Source organism: Streptomyces sp. SD15 (genome assembly GCF_054462255.1).
This window is the reverse complement of the sequence record NZ_JBTLMO010000021.1, coordinates 138,260-154,851: the sequence shown is the minus strand read 5'-3', so window position 1 is coordinate 154,851 and position 16,592 is coordinate 138,260. Positions and strand designations below refer to the sequence as shown.

14 protein-coding genes and 1 pseudogene are annotated in these 16,592 nt (G+C 69.3%); 6 read left to right on the top strand and 9 right to left on the bottom strand.

What is annotated here, in order from left to right:
• The first annotated feature begins 442 nt into the window (after positions 1–442).
• Together ACX28W_RS22250 and ACX28W_RS22245 are read left to right on the top strand one after the other, a co-directional pair.
• Complete coding sequence (locus ACX28W_RS22250) at positions 443–1,000, top strand: hypothetical protein (protein WP_459000809.1); 558 nt, start codon at positions 443–445, stop codon at positions 998–1,000.
• The gene (locus tag ACX28W_RS22245; RefSeq protein ID WP_459000807.1) at positions 997–3,747 is read left to right on the top strand and encodes a helicase associated domain-containing protein; all 2,751 of its coding nucleotides are present in this window, start codon (positions 997–999) and stop codon (positions 3,745–3,747) included. The genes ACX28W_RS22250 and ACX28W_RS22245 overlap by 4 nt, the downstream gene beginning before the upstream one ends.
• On the opposite strand, the gene ACX28W_RS22240 is transcribed toward ACX28W_RS22245, so the two are convergent.
• The gene (locus tag ACX28W_RS22240; RefSeq protein WP_459000806.1) at positions 3,684–3,944 is read right to left on the bottom strand and encodes a hypothetical protein; all 261 of its coding nucleotides are present in this window, start codon (positions 3,942–3,944) and stop codon (positions 3,684–3,686) included. The genes ACX28W_RS22245 and ACX28W_RS22240 overlap by 64 nt on opposite strands.
• A gap of 53 nt (positions 3,945–3,997) precedes the next feature.
• Between ACX28W_RS22240 and ACX28W_RS22235 the strand changes: the two are divergent.
• Positions 3,998–5,233: pseudogene (locus tag ACX28W_RS22235) on the top strand (Helicase associated domain protein); the annotation flags it as partial.
• A gap of 368 nt (positions 5,234–5,601) precedes the next feature.
• Here ACX28W_RS22235 and ACX28W_RS22230 read toward each other — a convergent pair.
• The 4 genes from ACX28W_RS22230 to ACX28W_RS22215 all read right to left on the bottom strand — a co-directional run bounded on the left by ACX28W_RS22230 (position 5,602) and on the right by ACX28W_RS22215 (position 9,899).
• Positions 5,602–6,609, bottom strand: coding sequence for a cupin domain-containing protein (locus tag ACX28W_RS22230; RefSeq protein WP_459000804.1), 1,008 nt, complete (start codon positions 6,607–6,609; stop codon positions 5,602–5,604).
• Positions 6,610–6,630: 21 nt separating this feature from the next.
• Complete coding sequence (locus tag ACX28W_RS22225; protein WP_167358666.1) at positions 6,631–6,780, bottom strand: hypothetical protein; 150 nt, start codon at positions 6,778–6,780, stop codon at positions 6,631–6,633.
• Positions 6,781–8,165: 1,385 nt separating this feature from the next.
• Positions 8,166–8,363, bottom strand: a complete 198-nt coding sequence (locus ACX28W_RS22220; RefSeq protein WP_459000816.1) for a GrpB family protein — start codon at positions 8,361–8,363, stop codon at positions 8,166–8,168.
• Between the two features lie 306 nt (positions 8,364–8,669).
• The gene (locus ACX28W_RS22215; protein WP_459000802.1) at positions 8,670–9,899 is read right to left on the bottom strand and encodes an epoxide hydrolase family protein; all 1,230 of its coding nucleotides are present in this window, start codon (positions 9,897–9,899) and stop codon (positions 8,670–8,672) included.
• A 62-nt stretch (positions 9,900–9,961) separates the two neighbouring features.
• On the opposite strand from ACX28W_RS22215, the gene ACX28W_RS22210 reads away from it, so the two are divergent.
• Together ACX28W_RS22210 and ACX28W_RS22205 are read left to right on the top strand one after the other, a co-directional pair.
• Positions 9,962–10,924, top strand: coding sequence for a helix-turn-helix transcriptional regulator (locus tag ACX28W_RS22210; protein WP_459000800.1), 963 nt, complete (start codon positions 9,962–9,964; stop codon positions 10,922–10,924).
• A gap of 411 nt (positions 10,925–11,335) precedes the next feature.
• On the top strand, positions 11,336–11,830 hold the full coding sequence (locus ACX28W_RS22205) for a hypothetical protein (RefSeq protein WP_459000798.1): 495 nt from the start codon (positions 11,336–11,338) through the stop codon (positions 11,828–11,830).
• Between the two features lie 219 nt (positions 11,831–12,049).
• On the opposite strand, the gene ACX28W_RS22200 is transcribed toward ACX28W_RS22205, so the two are convergent.
• The 3 genes from ACX28W_RS22200 to ACX28W_RS22190 form a co-directional block, all read right to left on the bottom strand.
• Entirely contained in the window at positions 12,050–14,710 is a 2,661-nt protein-coding gene (locus ACX28W_RS22200) for an NACHT domain-containing protein (RefSeq protein ID WP_459000797.1), read from the bottom strand.
• Entirely contained in the window at positions 14,707–15,156 is a 450-nt protein-coding gene (locus tag ACX28W_RS22195; RefSeq protein WP_459000795.1) for a hypothetical protein, read from the bottom strand. Before ACX28W_RS22195 ends, ACX28W_RS22200 begins: the two co-directional genes overlap by 4 nt.
• Before the next feature lie 180 nt (positions 15,157–15,336).
• Positions 15,337–15,858: a DUF6262 family protein gene (locus ACX28W_RS22190; protein ID WP_459000793.1), complete on the bottom strand. Its 522-nt coding sequence runs from the start codon at positions 15,856–15,858 to the stop codon at positions 15,337–15,339.
• A 65-nt stretch (positions 15,859–15,923) separates the two neighbouring features.
• Here ACX28W_RS22190 and ACX28W_RS22185 point away from each other — a divergent pair, with 65 nt between their 5' ends.
• Positions 15,924–16,199, top strand: coding sequence for a hypothetical protein (locus ACX28W_RS22185; protein ID WP_459000791.1), 276 nt, complete (start codon positions 15,924–15,926; stop codon positions 16,197–16,199).
• Positions 16,200–16,259: 60 nt separating this feature from the next.
• Here the strand turns inward: ACX28W_RS22185 and ACX28W_RS22180 are convergent, their stop codons facing one another.
• Positions 16,260–16,529 carry a hypothetical protein gene (locus ACX28W_RS22180; protein WP_459000789.1) on the bottom strand — a complete coding sequence of 90 codons (270 nt, stop codon included), beginning with the start codon at positions 16,527–16,529 and terminating at the stop codon, positions 16,260–16,262.
• Between the last annotated feature and the right edge of the window lie 63 nt (positions 16,530–16,592).

Genomic DNA, 16,592 nt, shown 5'->3' with positions numbered 1-16,592 from the left:
CCCGCGGAGCGGGTACCACATCGCTGCGCGATGTGCAAGTGCAGCGGTTCGCTTCGCTCACCGCGCCCGGCTTCGCCGGGCCAACTCCCTCCGCTTCGCTTCGGGAGTTGAGAAGGAGCCGGCCGCTTCGCGTCCGGCGGGCAGCGCGCAGCGCGGCCCGGGGTTGACGGTGTGCCAGGTGCGACTACTCCTGCTTTTCATAAGGGGACTTGGGGAGTGCTTCGCACTCCTGGGGCGGGTCCGCTGCGCTCCCCCGCCTGGCGGTCCTTCCGGCTTCGCCTCCAGAACCTTGGGGCCCTCTGTCGCGGGCCTGGCTAGCTACGGAGGGCGGGGGCGCTCGTTCGTGTTCTGGTTTCAGTTTGTAACGCATCATCGGTTTGATGCTGCATGTAGAGTTGGTGGAAACAGGAGACACATCTCTGGCGGCGAGAGGGCGGGGATCATGTCAGTCTGCGAATATCTTCCGGCTGAAATAGCCCGGCTCGGTGTGACGAGAAAGGCCGCCGGGCTCGTCCTCGGCCAGGTGCAAACGCATGCGGGGCTCTCCCGGGAGCGCGAGGAACGTGCACGCGGAGGACCGGCAGAGATCCTCAACTTGAGTGAGCTGGTGATCGCCATGTGGGAGTGCGCTGAATGGGGGCGGATCGCCCACGTGATGACGGAGCAACAGATGCCTGTCTACGCGCCGGGACAGGATCCGCGTGTAGGCCGCCGTGAGGAGCAGCGGATGCAGCGTGTGGCCCTTGACGTAGCCGCTGCAGAGCAACACGGCGGGGCACCGGCCGAGATGCTGCGTCATCGGATCTACCGGATCGTCGCCCAGCGGGCCGGCTCTCCGGGCGAACCACGGCTCACCGTCCACATGATGGCCTCCTCCCTCAGTGAAGCCGCCCACCGGGCCTGGACCATCTATGGACGGCCAGGCGGCCTCTACCAGCAGGGCGCATACCAGATTGCCTCGGTCGAACAGGTCCTTCCCGAACCCGGAGAATTGCTGTGATCCAGCTTCGAGAACACCAGATGGACGCAAATACGCGTATCCGCAAGTGGGCTGGATTCCCTGCAAGATCATCTGTGCCCTCGGAGGGAGCGCGCGCTACGGTCGTGTCCGCCACCGGCTCCGGGAAGACGATCACCACCGCCGCGGCCGCCTTGGAATGCTTCCGGGGCGGGCGGGTCCTCGTCATGGTCCCCACGCTGGACCTTCTGGTGCAGACCGCACAGGCCTGGCGCCAAGTCGGTCACAACGGCCCCATGGCCGCGGTGTGTTCGCTGGAGAAGGACGACGTCTTGGAGCAACTCGCGGTGCGGACGACCACGAACCCCATCCAGCTCGCCCTGTGGGCCGGACACGGGCCCGTCGTCGTGTTCGCCACGTACGCCTCCCTCGTGGACCGCGAGGACCCCGAGGACATCACCGGCCGGGCGAAAGTGCGCGGGCCGCTAGAGGCCGCTCTGGCAGGCGGAGAGCGGCTGTACGGCCAGACGATGGACGGCTTCGACCTCGCCGTCCTGGACGAAGCCCACGGACTCGCCGGGGACATCGGCCGCCCCTGGGCCGCAATCCACGACAACACCCGCATCCCGGCCGACTTCCGGCTCTACCTCACCGCCACCCCGCGCATCCTCGCCTCACCCCGCCCGCAGAAGGGCGCAGACGGCCAGGAGCTGGAGGTCGCCTCCATGACCAGCGCCCCGGACGGGATGTACGGCGAGTGGATCTACGAGCTCGGGCTGTCCGAGGCGATCGAGCGGAACATCCTCGCCGGTTTCGAGATCGACGTACTGGAGATCCGGGACCCCTCGCCCGTGCTCGGGCTGTCGGAGGAGGCGCTGCGGGGCCGGCGTCTGGCGCTGCTGCAGACCGCGCTCCTGGAGCACGCCGCGCGCCACAACCTGCGTACGGTCATGACGTTCCACCAGCGGGTGGAGGAGGCGGCCGCGTTCGCGGAGAAGATGCCTCAGACGGCCGCGGAGCTGTACGTGACCGAGGCGTCCGATGAGGCTCTGGCCGACGCGGACGCGCTGCCGAAGTCGTCGATCGACGCGGAGTTCTACGAGCTCGAGGCCGGCCGCCACGTCCCACCGGACCGCGTGTGGTCGACGTGGCTGTGCGGCGACCACCTCGTCGCCGAACGGCGCGAGGTGCTACGGCAGTTCGCAGGCGGCATCGACGCCAACAACCGACGTGTGCACCGCGCCTTCCTCGCGAGCGTGCGCGTCCTCGGTGAAGGCGTGGACATCGTCGGCGAGCGGGGAGTCGAGGCCATCTGCTTCGCCGACACCCGCGGCTCGCAGGTGGAGATCGTGCAGAACATCGGCCGCGCCCTGCGGCCGAACCCGGACGGCACGACGAAGGTAGCCAGGATCATCGTGCCCGTCTTCCTGGAGCCCGGCGAGGACCCCGACGACATGGTCGCCTCCGCCTCGTTCCGCCCTCTCGTAGCCGTGCTCCAGGGCCTGCGCTCGCATGACGAACGACTCGTGGAACAGCTCGCCTCCCGGGCGCTGTCGAGGCCACCGCGAGCCAAGCTGCACCATCTCGTCCGCGACGAGAACGGGCAGATCACCGGCGCCGGCGGGACAGGCAGCAAACACCAGGAGCAGGACAACACGCAGGCCGCGGTGGAGTCCGCACTGCTGCACTTCTCCACCCCCCGCGACCCGGCGACCATCGCCGCCTTCCTGCGCACGCGGGTCTACCGGCCCGAATCCCTGGTATGGCTGGAGGGCTACCAAGCCCTCATCCGCTGGCGGGCCGAGAACGAGATCACCGGCCTGCACGCCGTTCCCTACGACACCGAGGTCGAACTCGGGGTCACTACCTTCCCCCTGGGACGCTGGATCCACGAGCAGCGCAAAGCCCTCCGGACGGGGGAGCTGGAGGAGCGGCGTAAGAAGCTCTTGGACGCGGACGACGCCGGGATGGTGTGGGAACCTGGCGAAGAAGCCTGGGAGACCAAGCTGGCGATGCTGCGCTCCTACCACCGTGCACACGGGCACCTTGCCCCGAGGCAGGACGCGGTGTGGGGCGAGGGCGCGAGTCTGGCAACAGGGGCGGACTTGATGCCCATCGGGCAGCACATGGCCAACCTCCGCAGGAAAGGCGGGCTCGGCAAGGACCCCGAGCGCGCCGCGGGCCGTGCCGCGCAGCTGGCCGCGATCGACCCGGACTGGGACTGCCCGTGGCCGCTGGACTGGCAACGCCACCACCGCGTCCTCGCCGACCTCGCCGACACCGAGGCCGGCGGGATCCTCCCGGCGATCGAACCCGGCGTGACCTTCGAAGGCGACGACCTCGGACGATGGCTCCAACGGCAACGCCGCAGCTGGACGGAACTCTCCGAAGAACAGCAGGAACGGCTGTCGGAACTGGGCGTCACACCCGCTGAACGGCCCGCCCCGGCCCCAACAGCCAAGCACACGATGAAGGGCCCGAGCAAAGCACAACAGGCGTTCCAACGCGGCCTCACGGCCCTCACCCAGTACATCGCCCGCGAAGGCCACCACCGCATCCCCAGACCCCACGCAGAAAAAATCGCGGTGGAAGGCGAAGCAGAGCCGGTGGTCGTGAAGCTGGGCGTGTGGATCTCCAACACCCGGACAAGGCGAGACAAACTCACCCAGCAGCAACGGACCGCACTCGCCGAACTCGGCATCGAATGGGCAGCAGTCGGGGCACTTCAGGCACGTCCTGCGCTCACGAACCTGATCTCTTCCAGCAGTGCCGGACAGTCCTCGCCGTAGGTGGCCACGGCGGCATACACCGCGTCCAGGGCGGCCCGGAGCGGATCAGCTTCGGCGGCGCCGGTCACAGCGGGCAGGGCCATGTGCGGCTGCGACATCCGCAAGGACGGATCCGGCGCGCCGACGGTGACCGCCATGGCGTACCGCGCCGCCCCGGCCTGGGGTACCGGGGGTCCGGGCGGGCCCGGCTGGTTCATGGCGGCGACCGCGAGCACCGGCAGCAGTCGGGGGGATCGCGCTGCCGAGCGGTGTGCTGCGCGTGGGCCCGCTGCAGGGCGAGATGACGCAGTCGTTTCTGATGCGGCTGGCGGCGCGCTACGGCATGGCGTTCAGGAACCTGCTGGCGGCGGTCGTCGATGTGGACGGGCTGCCGAACGCGATGGGCAGGGCGCGGCCGGACAGTGAGATCTATCTGAACCAGGAGGCCCGGGACCGGGTGGCGCAGCTGTGCCGTGTCCCGCAGGATCGCCTGTTGCGGGCGCTGCCTGCCTGGGCGCAGGAGGAGCCCCGTCGACGGTTCGCTATAGGGCCGGCAGCGCAGTTTCACCACACCGCGGAGAAGGTGCGGTGCTGGGGGCCGGCTTGCCCTGAATGCACGGCGCGGCGTGCCGGAAGGAGGGAGGCCGCTCGCTTGTATCTGGGGCCGCAGCAGCGGGTTTGTCTGTCTCATCGCCGGTGGCTGATGCATATACCGGGCACGGCGGGCCGAGTGGTGGACCTGGCCGGGTGCGGGCAGGTGCTGGACGCCCAGCGCCGTCATGTGAGGCTGCTGCGTCGTTCCGTGCTGGCGTCGGATGCTTTTGAGGTGGCGCGGGCGGTGACCTCGTCGTGGTGGTGGCAGTCGTGGCCGCGGGAGCATTTGTGGTCGGCACGGCTGCGGAGCCTGGACAGTGACGGCTTGGACCAGGATGCGTGGCGGGTTGTGGCTCGGGAGCTGGTGATCTATCCGGAGACCGTTGCCCTGGCCACGCTGCTGGCCAGTGACGGCTTCCGGCGCGGTGTGGTGGCCGATGCGCAGGGCCATGTTCCCTTTCGCCTGGCTGATCTGCCGTCGCTTTTGACTGCTGTTGCGGGCTGTGTGCGGCGGCCCTGGTACGCGGAGCAGCTGGCGCAGGAGACATCGGGTCCTCTCTTTGCGTGGGCGTATCAGTGCGTGCGGGCGCATGGCGGGACAAGGGTTGCGGAGCAGGCGATGTGGGCGGTGGCTCCGGCGCACCGTCAGCGTCCTCTGGTGGACGAGCTCGCGGTACGGGCGCGTATGGGGTCCAGCGGCCGTAGTGCGGAGGGTAAGCGGCGGCGCGGACACAGCCGGCAGGCGGACGAAGCCTTCGCGGCCGGCCTGGTGCATGCCAGCCGCTACGTGCGCGAACACGGCAATCTTGCAGTCCCGCAGGACACCGTGGTCGATTCCTATCGGCTTGGGGAATGGCTGAGCAACGTCCAGGCCAGAGCGTGGGCGATAGCGCCGGACCGTGCACAGGCTCTCTCGGTTTTGGACCCGTGGTGGAACGTCCCCTGGTCGGTGCAGTGGCAGCGCTCGTACTACCGGGCGCGCGATCACGCCGCGGTCGCCGGCCCGCCCGATGCAGCCGCGGGATTCCCCGGCACGCAGATCCTCAACGGCGAGTGGCTGTATCTGCAGTGCACCCGCTACAGCACTCTCCATCCTGAGCAGCAGCGTCTGCTGGCGGACATCGGCATCACAGCCGAGGCGGCCCGCACCGCTCTGCCGCGGCGGGTCCCCATCCAGGCCGGCTTCGACACGGCGCTGGCCCACGCAGGTCGTCACCCTCCTTGGTCTCAGCGACAGCCTCCGCCCGGACTACGAGACGCTCCTGAGCCTCCTGGACGACTTCATCGGCGCAGACCTGCGCCGGGCGTCACCGCGTCCTCGCCGACGTCCAGCACGGCGCGGGCGGTCGTCAGTCGCACCCGCAGGCCGCCGTCGGCGGGGACGCCGTCGATGTACGGCAGGCTCGGCACCATCCGGCCGACGGCCTGTCCGTCCATCGCGGCCCGGTAGCGGGCGAGCAGCGCCGGGTCGTCCAGCAGTTCGGCGAGCCGCTTGCGCATCCCGTCCACGGCGTCGGCCTGAACGTCCGGCGCGGCGAGCAGCGGCAGGTCGCGGCGCCAGTCCTCGTGCGTGAGCAGCTGCTCGGACACCCACGCCATCAGGTCGGTCGCGGTGTGGGTCTGCAGGCCGCAGGTGACGTGAAGGGAGCGGACTCCCTGGTCGGCTGAGACCGCGTGCCACACGCCGCGCGGCACGTACAGAACGTCGCCGGGATGGAGGACCAGTTCGGCGACGGGCTCGGTGGGCGCCTCGCCCGGGTCCTCGATGTCGCGGTAGAGCGGGAACGGGCGGGTGGTGCCGTAGATCCGCCACCGCTTCGCGCCGTCCAGCTGGACGATGACGGTGTCGTGGTCGTCCCAATGAACGCCGAACCCCTCGGTGCTGGTCCACGAGGCGTAGAGGTTCGCCTGCACGCGGGTGCGCAGGTCACGCTCGATCGCTTCGCAGAGGCGGGCGATGGGCGGGTGGAGTTCGTCGACGCTGTCCAGGGCGAGGGATGCGCCCTCCTGGAGGCGGGTGTGCAGTTCGGCCGGGTGGAGGCGGTGCCACACGGTGTGGCGGCGCGTGGCCACCGGCGTGGTGTACCCGCCGACCAGCAGCGTCTCGCCGTCGCGGGACAGCCGCATGCGCGGCGGCTCCAGGCGGTGGCCGGCCAGGATCTGGTTGAGGTCGTCCCAGGTCATCAGTCCGGCGACGTCGAGCGCGCCGGGTACGTGGCGGTGTTCGCGGTGCAGTGCCTGGGCGAGGAAGTCCTCGCCCAGGCACGCCGCGATGGACACATCCGTCATCGCGTCAGGGCTCCCGATCCGTCAGTCGTTGCCGTCGCTCTTGCCGGTGCCGCCGCCGTCCGAGGGGATGGCGTTGCGGCCCCGGGCGGCGACGATCGCCCGGCGGGAGCGGACCAGGCCGCCGGTCGACGGCCCGGACGTGGCGGGCGGGGGCGTGGCGGGACTCTGCATGGAATCCTCCTGCGGGGTTGGTAGCCGGGCCCTGGACAGCCGCGGCCGCGAACACCCCCAGTACAGCCACGGCGGACCCTGGCGATAACCCCGTGACGGGGCCCCCACGGTGGGTATGGTCGTTGGGCTGACGCACTGTCATTCCACGAGAGCTCTGGGGGACTTGTGGACGACTTACCGCCGTCACCCGCCCAGGCGCCGCGCCATCTGCTGGCCGACCCGGTGTTCGTCCGGGCCCTGCGCGAGCGGGACTTCACCACGGTCTTCGCCATGGCCCACGACGTGGGGATCTCCTTCAACCGGATCGCGGAGGCGTGTGCGCTCAAATCCGAGCGGGTCAGCCAGATCGCCCGCGGCACCGCAGCTGTCACCGCGCTGGCAACTGTCGAGAGAATCGCCGGCGGACTGCGCATTCCCGGTGCCCTACTGGGGCTCGCTGCGCAACCCTGGGAAGACACCGCCGCCCACAGCACGGAGTCCCACCATGGAGAAGATGATCCGATGAAGCGCCGCAACCTGCTGCGCGGCGCACTGGCCGCCGGCCTCACCGCACCGGCCCTCGCCGCCCTCACCGCCGCCCGGACCGACGTCGACCAGACCCTCTCCCCCGACGCACCCCAGGACTTGGCCGACCTGGAAGCGGCAGCCGAGAGCTACGGGTACGGCTACCACGGCCAGCAGCCCACCCGCGTCCTGGCCGACCTGGTCACCGACTTCACGACCCTGCGCCCGCTGCTCACCGTCCCGCAGCCCGCACCGGTACGGGCGCGGCTGTGCCGCACAGCCGGGCAGATGGCCGGGATGACCGCGATCGTCTTACACGACCTGGGCAGCCGCCGGGAGTCCCGTGCCTGGTTCGCCACGGCCGCCCGGGCCGCCGCCGAATCCGGCGACGACCAGCTGCACGCCTGGGTCCTCGCCCGCGAGGCGATGGTCCCGCTCAACTACGGTGCCCCGAAGGCGGCGGCCGGCCTCGCCGAACGGGCCCGTCATGTCGCTGGGCACCGGCCGACCGCCGCGGCGACGTTGGCGGCCGCGGTCGCCGCCCGCGCCTACGCCCTCAACCACCAGCCCGAGCAGGCCCGCGCCGCGATCGAGGCCGCCGACGCCCTCATGGACCGGCTCCCCGAGGGCGAGCGGTCGGACACGTGGCTGACGTACGGCGAGCAGAAGCACCACGTCCACCTCAGCCACGCGTTCACCACGCTCGGGGACACTCGCTTCGCCCACGTCAGCCAGGAGCGCGCCTTGGAGCTGTCCGCGCCGACCAGCACCATGACGCGCACCCTGCTGAACATCGACGCGGCGGCGTGTTCCCATCACGACGGTGACACCGAGCAGGCGTGCCGTCGTACGGTCGCCGCCCTGACAGCGCTGCCCGCGGACTACCGCACCGGCCTGGTCCGCCGCCGCGCCCTGGACCTGTACGAGGCGATCCCCGCCCAGCACCACCGCGAGCGCGCCAGCCCAGGAACGCTTGTCGATCCGATGTGCTCGATGCTCAGCGCCGTAGGCAGCGCGTCCGCCAAGAGCCGTTGCTCGATCTCGAACCGCTCCGGCCAGGTCGGATCATAGGCGACCACCTCGACGACACGTACGGAATCGTCCACGGTCGACCACCGTACTGAGCCTTGCAAACAGGCAGAGCGAAACGGTCCGTGGCCAAATCCAGGGCTTCACTGGCTGCCTCCCTGAGGATCGCGAGCATGCGCCAGATCTACGGGCATGCTTCGTGCTCGCTGTCGAGAGTCCGCGTCATCATCCAGCCGTAGCCATCACGCAACCGCGGCCAGAACCCTGAAAATCCCCGCCCCTGCTCCTCTCCCCACTTGGTTGCACGCTCAATGATGAGGCTGATTCGCCCGCCAGTTGAGGTTCGGATCTCCCTGTCAGCGCGCTTTGCCGAAGAACTCGCGGACGTCGCTGACGAGCAGGTCGGGGACTTCCATCGCAAGGAAGTGACCACCGCGGTCGAGTTCGGTCCACCGCACGACGTTGTGGTCGCGTTCGGCCCAGCGGCGGATGGTCACGTCGTGGGTGGAGACCAGCACGGCGGTGGGCACCGTCCCACGCCGACCGGCTGCCCAGTCGTCCTGACCGTCGCCCCACCCGGTGTCGTGCGCGGTGGCGGAGTCGGTGCTCCAGTCGTCAGCTCCGGCCTCACTCCATGTGTTCGCGGAGATCTCCTCGTAGTAGACCTGGGCGGCTGAAGCAGCGGTGCCGGTCAGCCAGTACAGCGAGACCTCGGTCAGGATGCGGTCCCGGTCGATGCTGTCCTCGGGCAGCCCATCTTCCGGGTCGGTGAGCTCCTTGAACTTCTCCACGATCCAGGCCAGCTGGCCGACAGGGGAGTCGGTGAGGGCGTAGGCCACCGTCTGCGGCCGTTTGGAGTTGCACTGCAGGTAGCCGTCGTTGAAGTTCTGCATGGCCTGCCAGCGTCGTCGTTCGACTTCGGTGAGGCCGTCCATCTCGCCCTCCGCGCCGACCGGGAACGTGATCATCGCGTTGACGTGGATGCCGATCACGTGGTCCGGGGCCTGCTTGCCCATCTCCAAGGCGACCCACGAGCCGGTGTCGTATCCCTGGACGCCATAGCGCGCGTAGCCGAGGCGGGACATCAGCCCGGTGAGTGCCCCGGCCATCGTGGCCGCGCCCATGCCCGGCCCGGCCAGCGGGGTGGAGAACGCGAACCCCGGCAGCGAGGGGACGACCAGGTGGAAGGCATCTGCCGGATCGCCGCCGTGCGCGCGGGGATCGGACAAGGGCCCGATGACATCGAGGAAATCCACCACTGAGCCCGGCCAGCCATGCAGCAGCATCAGCGGCGTGGCATCGGGCTCGGGAGAACGCACGTGCAGGAAGTGAATGTTCTGCCCATCGATGGTGGTCATGTACTGGGGGTGCTCGTTGAGCGCCGCCTCGTGCACCCGCCAGTCGTAGGCGGTGCGCCAGTGTTCGGCGAGGCTTTTCAGGTACGCCGCCGGAACGCCGCGGCTCCATCCGACACCGGCCAGTTCGTCCGGCCAGCGGGTGGCGGCCAGACGCGAGTGGAGATCGTCGAGGTGGGCCTGCGGGATGTCGATGCGGAAGGGGTGGATTTCGGGTATCGCGTTCGTCATGGTTGCGAAGCTAGGGCTTGCTGAGGTCACTTTCGGTCCTAAGCTTCCGGCAGTCTGAAGACATGCTGAATACTTCAGGGCGGCTGCTGAAGCTGCTGTCCCTGCTGCAGACCCATCGCGACTGGTCCGGCGCCGAGCTCGCCGAACGCCTCGACGTCAGCCGACGCACCCTGCGCCGCGATGTGGAGCGGCTGCGCGAGCTCGGCTACCCGGTGCACGCCACCCAGGGCACAGCCGGATACCGGCTCGGCGCCGGGGCAAAGCTGCCCCCGCTGCTGCTCGACGACGATGAGGCCATCGCCGTCGCGATCGGGCTGCGCACCGCGGCCGGCGGCTCGGTCACCGGGATCGAGGAGTCCTCCCTGCGCGCACTGACCAAGCTGGAGCAGGTGTTGCCATCCCGGCTGCGGCACCGGGTGCACACCCTGCACACCGCTACCGTCCGGGCTGGCGAGGCCCCGGCCCCCAAGGTCTCCGCGGACACCCTCATGGCCATTGCCGAGGCGTGCCGCCGACGCGAGCGGCTGCGCTTGGACTACACCAGCCCCCGCCACGGCCACAGCATCCGCTCGGTCGAGCCGCACAGCCTGGTCAGCTTCGGCCGCCACTGGTACCTGGTCGCCTGGGACACCCATCGCACCGACTGGCGCACCTTCCGCATCGACCGGCTCACCCCACGCACCCCGACCGGCCCGCAGTTCACCCCCCGCGAACTCCCCGACGGCGACGTGGCCACCTATCTGGCCCACCAGCTGTCGTCGCAGACGTGGCCCTTCCAGGCCACCATCACCCTGCACGAGCCCGCCGCAGCGGTCGCCGACCGCATCTGGCCCGGCATGGGCGTCATCGAACCCGTCGCCGACCACAGCTGCCTGCTGCACCTGGGCGCCGACACCCCCCGCGACCTCGCGTGGATGATCACCTCGGTCGACGCCGACTTCACCCTCACCCACGCCCCACCCGAACTTGCCGACGCTCTGCGCACCCAAGGCACCCGCTGCCTGAATGCCGTACGAGAGGTATAGGTCCCCCCGTTTCGTGCGGAGCCCGGTTCAAGAACACCGTCCGCCCAGGTACGGGCCAACTCTCGGGCGAATCCGGACGATCAACGCTCCACTGCTGGCGAGCGCCCCGATTGGATGGGGAACGACGGTGAGCAGGTCTGGGGACCTCCTGAGCAGCGGATGGGGACTTGCAAAGAGCGCCAACAACTCCGCCGACAACCGACGCACACCTACATACAGCTCCCCCAGACGACGACCAAAGACGCTCCGCCCCGCACCACGTCACCGAATCCGGCGACGACCAGCTGCACGCCTGGGTCCGGGCCCGCGAGGCGATGGTCCCGCTCAACTACGGCGCACCGAGGGCTGCGGCCGGTCTCGCCGACCAGGCCCCGCCACGCCGCCGGGCAACGACCCACGGCCGCGGCGACGTTGGCGACCGCCGTCGCCGCCCGCGCCTACGCCCTCAACCACCAGGACGACCAGGCCCGCGACGCGCTCGCGGCCGCCGACGCCCTCATGGAACGGCTCCCCGAGGGCGAGCGGTCGGACACCTGGCTGACCTACTCCGAGCAGAAGCACCACGTGCACCTCAGCCACGCCTACACCACGCTCGGAGACACCCGCCGCGCCCACGAGAGCCAGCAGCGCGCCCTGGAGCTGCCCGCGCCGACCAGCACCATGACCCGCACCCTGCTACACATCGACAGCGCGACCTGCTCCCACCACGACGGCGACAGCGAAGAAGCGTGCCGCCGTACGGTCACCGCCCTGGCCGCGCTGCCGGACGGCTACCGCACCGGCCTGGTCCGCCGCCGGTACTGGTGCGAAGTCGAGGACCGTGAGGTCTCGTACGGAGAGATGGGCCGCGGCTATGAACTTTCTCTGGGGGTCCGAGCTGTTGCGGTGCCGTTGTTCTCGCGTTGATGCAGCTCAGCGCTAATGCGGCTGAACATATACAGCGCAACAGGCGTGGCGCTATCCCCGGTTCGGGTGGTGATTGGGTGGTCGCGGACGACGAATGGAGCGGTACGGGCTTTCCCGCGTAACTGGCTCCGGCTACTCAACGTTGTGAAGATGCTGGGGCACTGGTCGCTAAGCCAAGGAAGGCCAGCGGTCATACTGTTCGCGTGGCCCGTTCGGACATTACGACGCGCTCGAACCGGCCGCCTCGCCTCGCCAGCGGGCGAGATCACGCTGGATGTGGAGGGTCTGGGGGTGGTCCGGGCCCATCACCCGGGCAATGTCCTGCTGCAACTGCTCGACGGCAGAGATGGCACCGTCCACATCCCCCGCCTCCTTACGCCAGGACGCGTGGTCGTACCGGTTGTAGAGGGTTTCGGGGTGGTCCTCGCCCAGCACCCGCACCATGTCGGACAGCAGATGTTCGAGGGCGGCGGCGGCGCCGACCGCGTCGCCCGAATCACGTCGCCAGTGGGCTAGGTTGCTGCGGGCAATGAGGGTTTCGAGGTGGTCCGGTCCGAGGACCCTTTCCCGGTCGGCCACCAGTCCCTCGAAGGCGGCGGCCGCGGCGGCCGCGTCCCCCGCCATGCCCCGGAAGTGGGCGAGGTTGTTGCGGGCTGTGAGAGTGTGGGGGTGGTCGAGTCCCATTACTCGCACCAAGTCGCCTAGCAGCGTTTCGAGCGCGGTGGCAGCCGCGTCTGGATCTCCCTCCTCTCCGATTGCCTGAGCGATCTCGTGGCGGATGAGCAGGGTCTCGGGGTGGTCTGCGCCCCGTAGCCGCGCGGGGTTCTCGGGTGGCTCATGTGGGGGTCTCGTCAGGGTTCGCTTCACCCACCGCCATAGCTTCACCGGGGGTGCGGCCTGAGCGTGCAGCCGATCGCGCAACCAAGCCTGCTGGGACTGGAGGATGTCGGCGAGCAGGTCGGCGCCGCGCTCGTCGCCGAGCCGGATCAGAGCCCTGGCTGCCAGCCCACGGTCAGCCGGGAGGTGCTCTACGTCGCATGCGATGTCGACGAGCAGATCCGCGCCGCGCTCGTCGCCGAGCCGGATCAGTTCCTCGGCTGCTGGCACGCGCGTAGTGGGATGTCCGACGCTCGCACGGCTGAAGAGCACGTCGTGGTCACCTCCGCCGCTGAGCCAGACTATGGCCTCACTCGATCCGATCGCCTCGCCGCCGCCGATCAACACAAAAGAATTCTGACGGAGTGCGTCAACAGCAGCGCGGGCGATCTCGGTTGGGAGTGGGGTGCCCAGCCGTGCCTGCTTGGCCAGGAACATGCCGGCAGGGCCCTTCCCTCGCCTGACCAGACGGCGCAGAACCTCGATTACATCGGGAGCGTTGATGTCCGCGGCCTCCAGAAGGAAGCCCACGTAGGACTCGTTCCACGGCATCGCGCTCCAGTACCACGGCCTGAAACGGTTCGTAGTGAATAGGTCGTTGAGGGCCTGGGCGCGTGCCGGCCTATCGCGGGTGGCGTGCCGGGCTGCCAGATATTCGAGGAGCGTCTGGTGGAGGAAGGCATAGTCGCCCGCGCGAACAGTCAACAGCCCGCTGTGGAGCAGGCTGTTGCCGAGAAAGGCCCGCCATTCGTCGGGCGGAACGCGTGCGGGCCGCTGGGCGTGGGGCTGTGACTCGACAATGTCGAGCGCGGGGTGGTCGTTGCCCCTGCCCCGTTCTGCCGCGAGGTGGGAGATCAGGTCCGGGAGACGGTCAAGGAGCTCCTCGGCACGCTGGAGGGCGTCAGTTCCGTAAGCGTCAAGGCCGGCACGCAGTCGGCCTGGGTTATCCGGGGAACTGGAGACGTGCTGACGCTTGTGGAGCAGGGCGATGAAATCTCGGTAGATCTGGCCACGGCTGGTGGGCAGGTCCTGGTCGGGGGCATCGGCATGCAGCTGGCAGAGTAGGGAGGCCATCAGCGGAATGCGGGTCAGCTCCGTCAGCCGGGTGCGGCTCACGGCATGGATGAACCTCTCGGTGACGCTGTCGGGGTCAGAAAGGTGGTCGAACCAGAGGCGGGCAACTCGGGGAAGATCTTCGAAGGTAAAGGGCTGCAGCTCGTACCGAGGCACCCAGGAACCTAGGACATCGATCTCCCCTTGGGGCAGCGGGCGGGTTGCCAGGACGAACCGGTACAGGTCGACATGCGGCCCGTCAGTCGCCTTCAAGCGGTCCAAGACCTTGCGCCGAACCGTGGAGTCGGTGATCTCGTCCAAGCCGTCGACCAGCAGCAGCCACCGAGCACCGGGAGAGGGCGGGGCGCTGAAGAACGCCGAGGGCAACGCCTCTGCTAGCCCGCTCATGTCCTTGCTCAGGAACGCAGCCAGGGCGTCGGCCACCGGAGCCGAAGCCAGGGCCTCAGCCGGGACCAGAACCGGCACCGCGTTGTCGTCCTGGCCGGCCAGCCACCGCGACACCCCGTCAGCGAGGCGGGCAAGCAGCAGGCTGGATTTGCCTCCCCCGGGCCCTGCGAGGATCACACAGGACTCGCCCGCCGCCAGGACCTCATCCGCTGGCAGTGCTCCCCGCAGATTCTCTGAGGCTGCGGCGCCTTCCTCTGAACCCTGTTGGGGCACTGCTGAGATGGGCGTGGCCTGCTGGCGGACGTGGACGGCTGACAGCGGTGGTGTTGTCTCGGGCAGTACCCCGGGATAGCGCCTGTCATGGCCGGCCCGTCGGGCGGCCGACAGGTATGCCTGGAGCCAGCGTGCGCGCAAGGCTTCGTGATCTGGCCCAAAGAAGTTGTTCTGGGTGTTGTGGCTGCCCTGCTGGACCGCCGCAGGTCCTTGGAAGATGTTCGCGGCTACCTCGGCGGGCGCACGTTCCGCGCCGCCGGGCTCGCTCACCTCTCCGGCCCGAAGTGGTTGTCCTGCCGGTTCTCGTTTCCACTCTGGATCGCGGTGGGACCGTGGAAGGTGTTGCCCGAGACGATGCTGCCGCTGACCGTGCGAGCGGTCTGCTCGGTGACCAGTTTCCGCAGCCCTTCGGTGAGCCGGGCAAGCTCCTCCCGGTCGCTCGCGCTCTCCAGCAGCACCTCGAAGCGGGTCTGCCAGGACGCCTCCTGAGCGATCCGGACACGCTCAGCTGTCTGCACCTCGCCGCTGTCAGCAGACTCCAGCGCCGCCGCGGTCTGGTCCAGGTGCTCCATTTCTGCGGCCTCGCGTGTCTGGTCCCCACGGCCGAGCAGTCGGGCCGCCCGCGACCTGAACCCGTGCCACGCGTCGGTACCCGCAGCCTGTACCACCGCAGTGCCGCCCGCCGCGGCCAGTGCCGCCAACGCCGCTTCCAGCATCCCCGCCCCCTCGTTTGCACCCTCGGGCTTACGACCGTACCGCCGCCGCAGCCCACCGATAATGGTTCCGCGAGAAAGGCCCCTCTCGGCTGCACGGCTTGCACGCGACGTGTCCCGCCGGCGTCTGACGCACTACAGGTCGGCACCAGGCTCGTCCGTGGCCACGGTCCGCAGCTTGGATCATCGCGCCTGGTTGAGGTTGCGGGTGAGTTCCCGGTTGGCTGCCCGGGCGGCGTCGAGTTCTTGGGTGCGTTCGTCCAATTGGTCTTGGAGGTCGACGACGTGCTGTTCGAGCGTCGTGATCCTGCGCTGCAACTGGTCGATGTCGGTTGGTGCCCCGAGTCCGGATTCGGCCCAGACCTGTTCACCCAGGGCCTGCGAGAGTCGCTGTTCCAGCTGCCTGACACGACGGGTGAGGCGGCTGTTGCGCTCGTGTGCGTTGGCCAGATCCGCTTGGAGAGAGGCCCGGCTGACCGTGGCCTGCCCGTCGTAAGGGGACGGGGCCGCAGCTGCCACATGGATGACTTCCAGCAGGTCACGATGCCGGTAGAAGTACGTTCGGTCGACTCCAGCGGCGCGGGCCACGCCCGAGACGGAGATGTCCGCGCCGTCACGGATCGCCTGGTCCAGGGCCTGAAGGACACGCTGGCGGCGGCGCTCTGCGTCGGCCCGCCGCCCATCGGCAAGGGGGCTGGTGGTCACGTCGGCCTCTCCGGACGCAGGTCAGGCAGAGGCTGGCGGATCCGCGGCATGCCAAGGGGGACGGCTTGTCGGCCGCGGCGAACGATGGTGACTGCCTGCTGGATCGCGGTGCGTTCTTCCCCGGTGAGGTCGTCCAGGCCGTGACGGACCCGTTTGATCAGCCGCCGGACGCGGGTGATCTCCTCGTCCGAGGGCAGCGCTTCGGCAAGGCCCGGGCGGCGCGCGGCGAGACGGACGTGCCCGAGGTGCCGGCCAAGCCCGCCAAGAAGGCGCCCTCCCCGAGGGCTTCCTCGAGGAACGCCGGGCGCGCGGGCGGTCGGCGAGGTACGCCAACGCGCTGAACTGCCGTGGTCGGGGTCATGGTCGGGGTGCGCGCCGCCGTGGTCGGCACCTGCGGGTGCCTAGTCGGTGGTGTGGTCGGGGTCGGGCAGCTGGGGCGGGAAGTGCTGTTCCAGGATTTCCGCCCAGCGGTGCAGGACGACGAAGCCAGTGGTGTCGGCCTGCGCCTGGACCAGTTCGGTCAGGGCATCGATGAACGGCTGAGCAGGCGTGCCCGGCGGCATCGCGGCGGCAGCCTGTTGGAGACGTTCGTGCACGGCCGGGAAGACACCCTTGGCCCACGCGTCCTGTTCCTTGATGCGCCGGGAGCCCGCCTCAAAGTTGATCTGCATGACGGTCCACTGCGGGCAGTCAGGCGTGTGCCACATCTGGATAGGCATCCCCACCCCGACGCA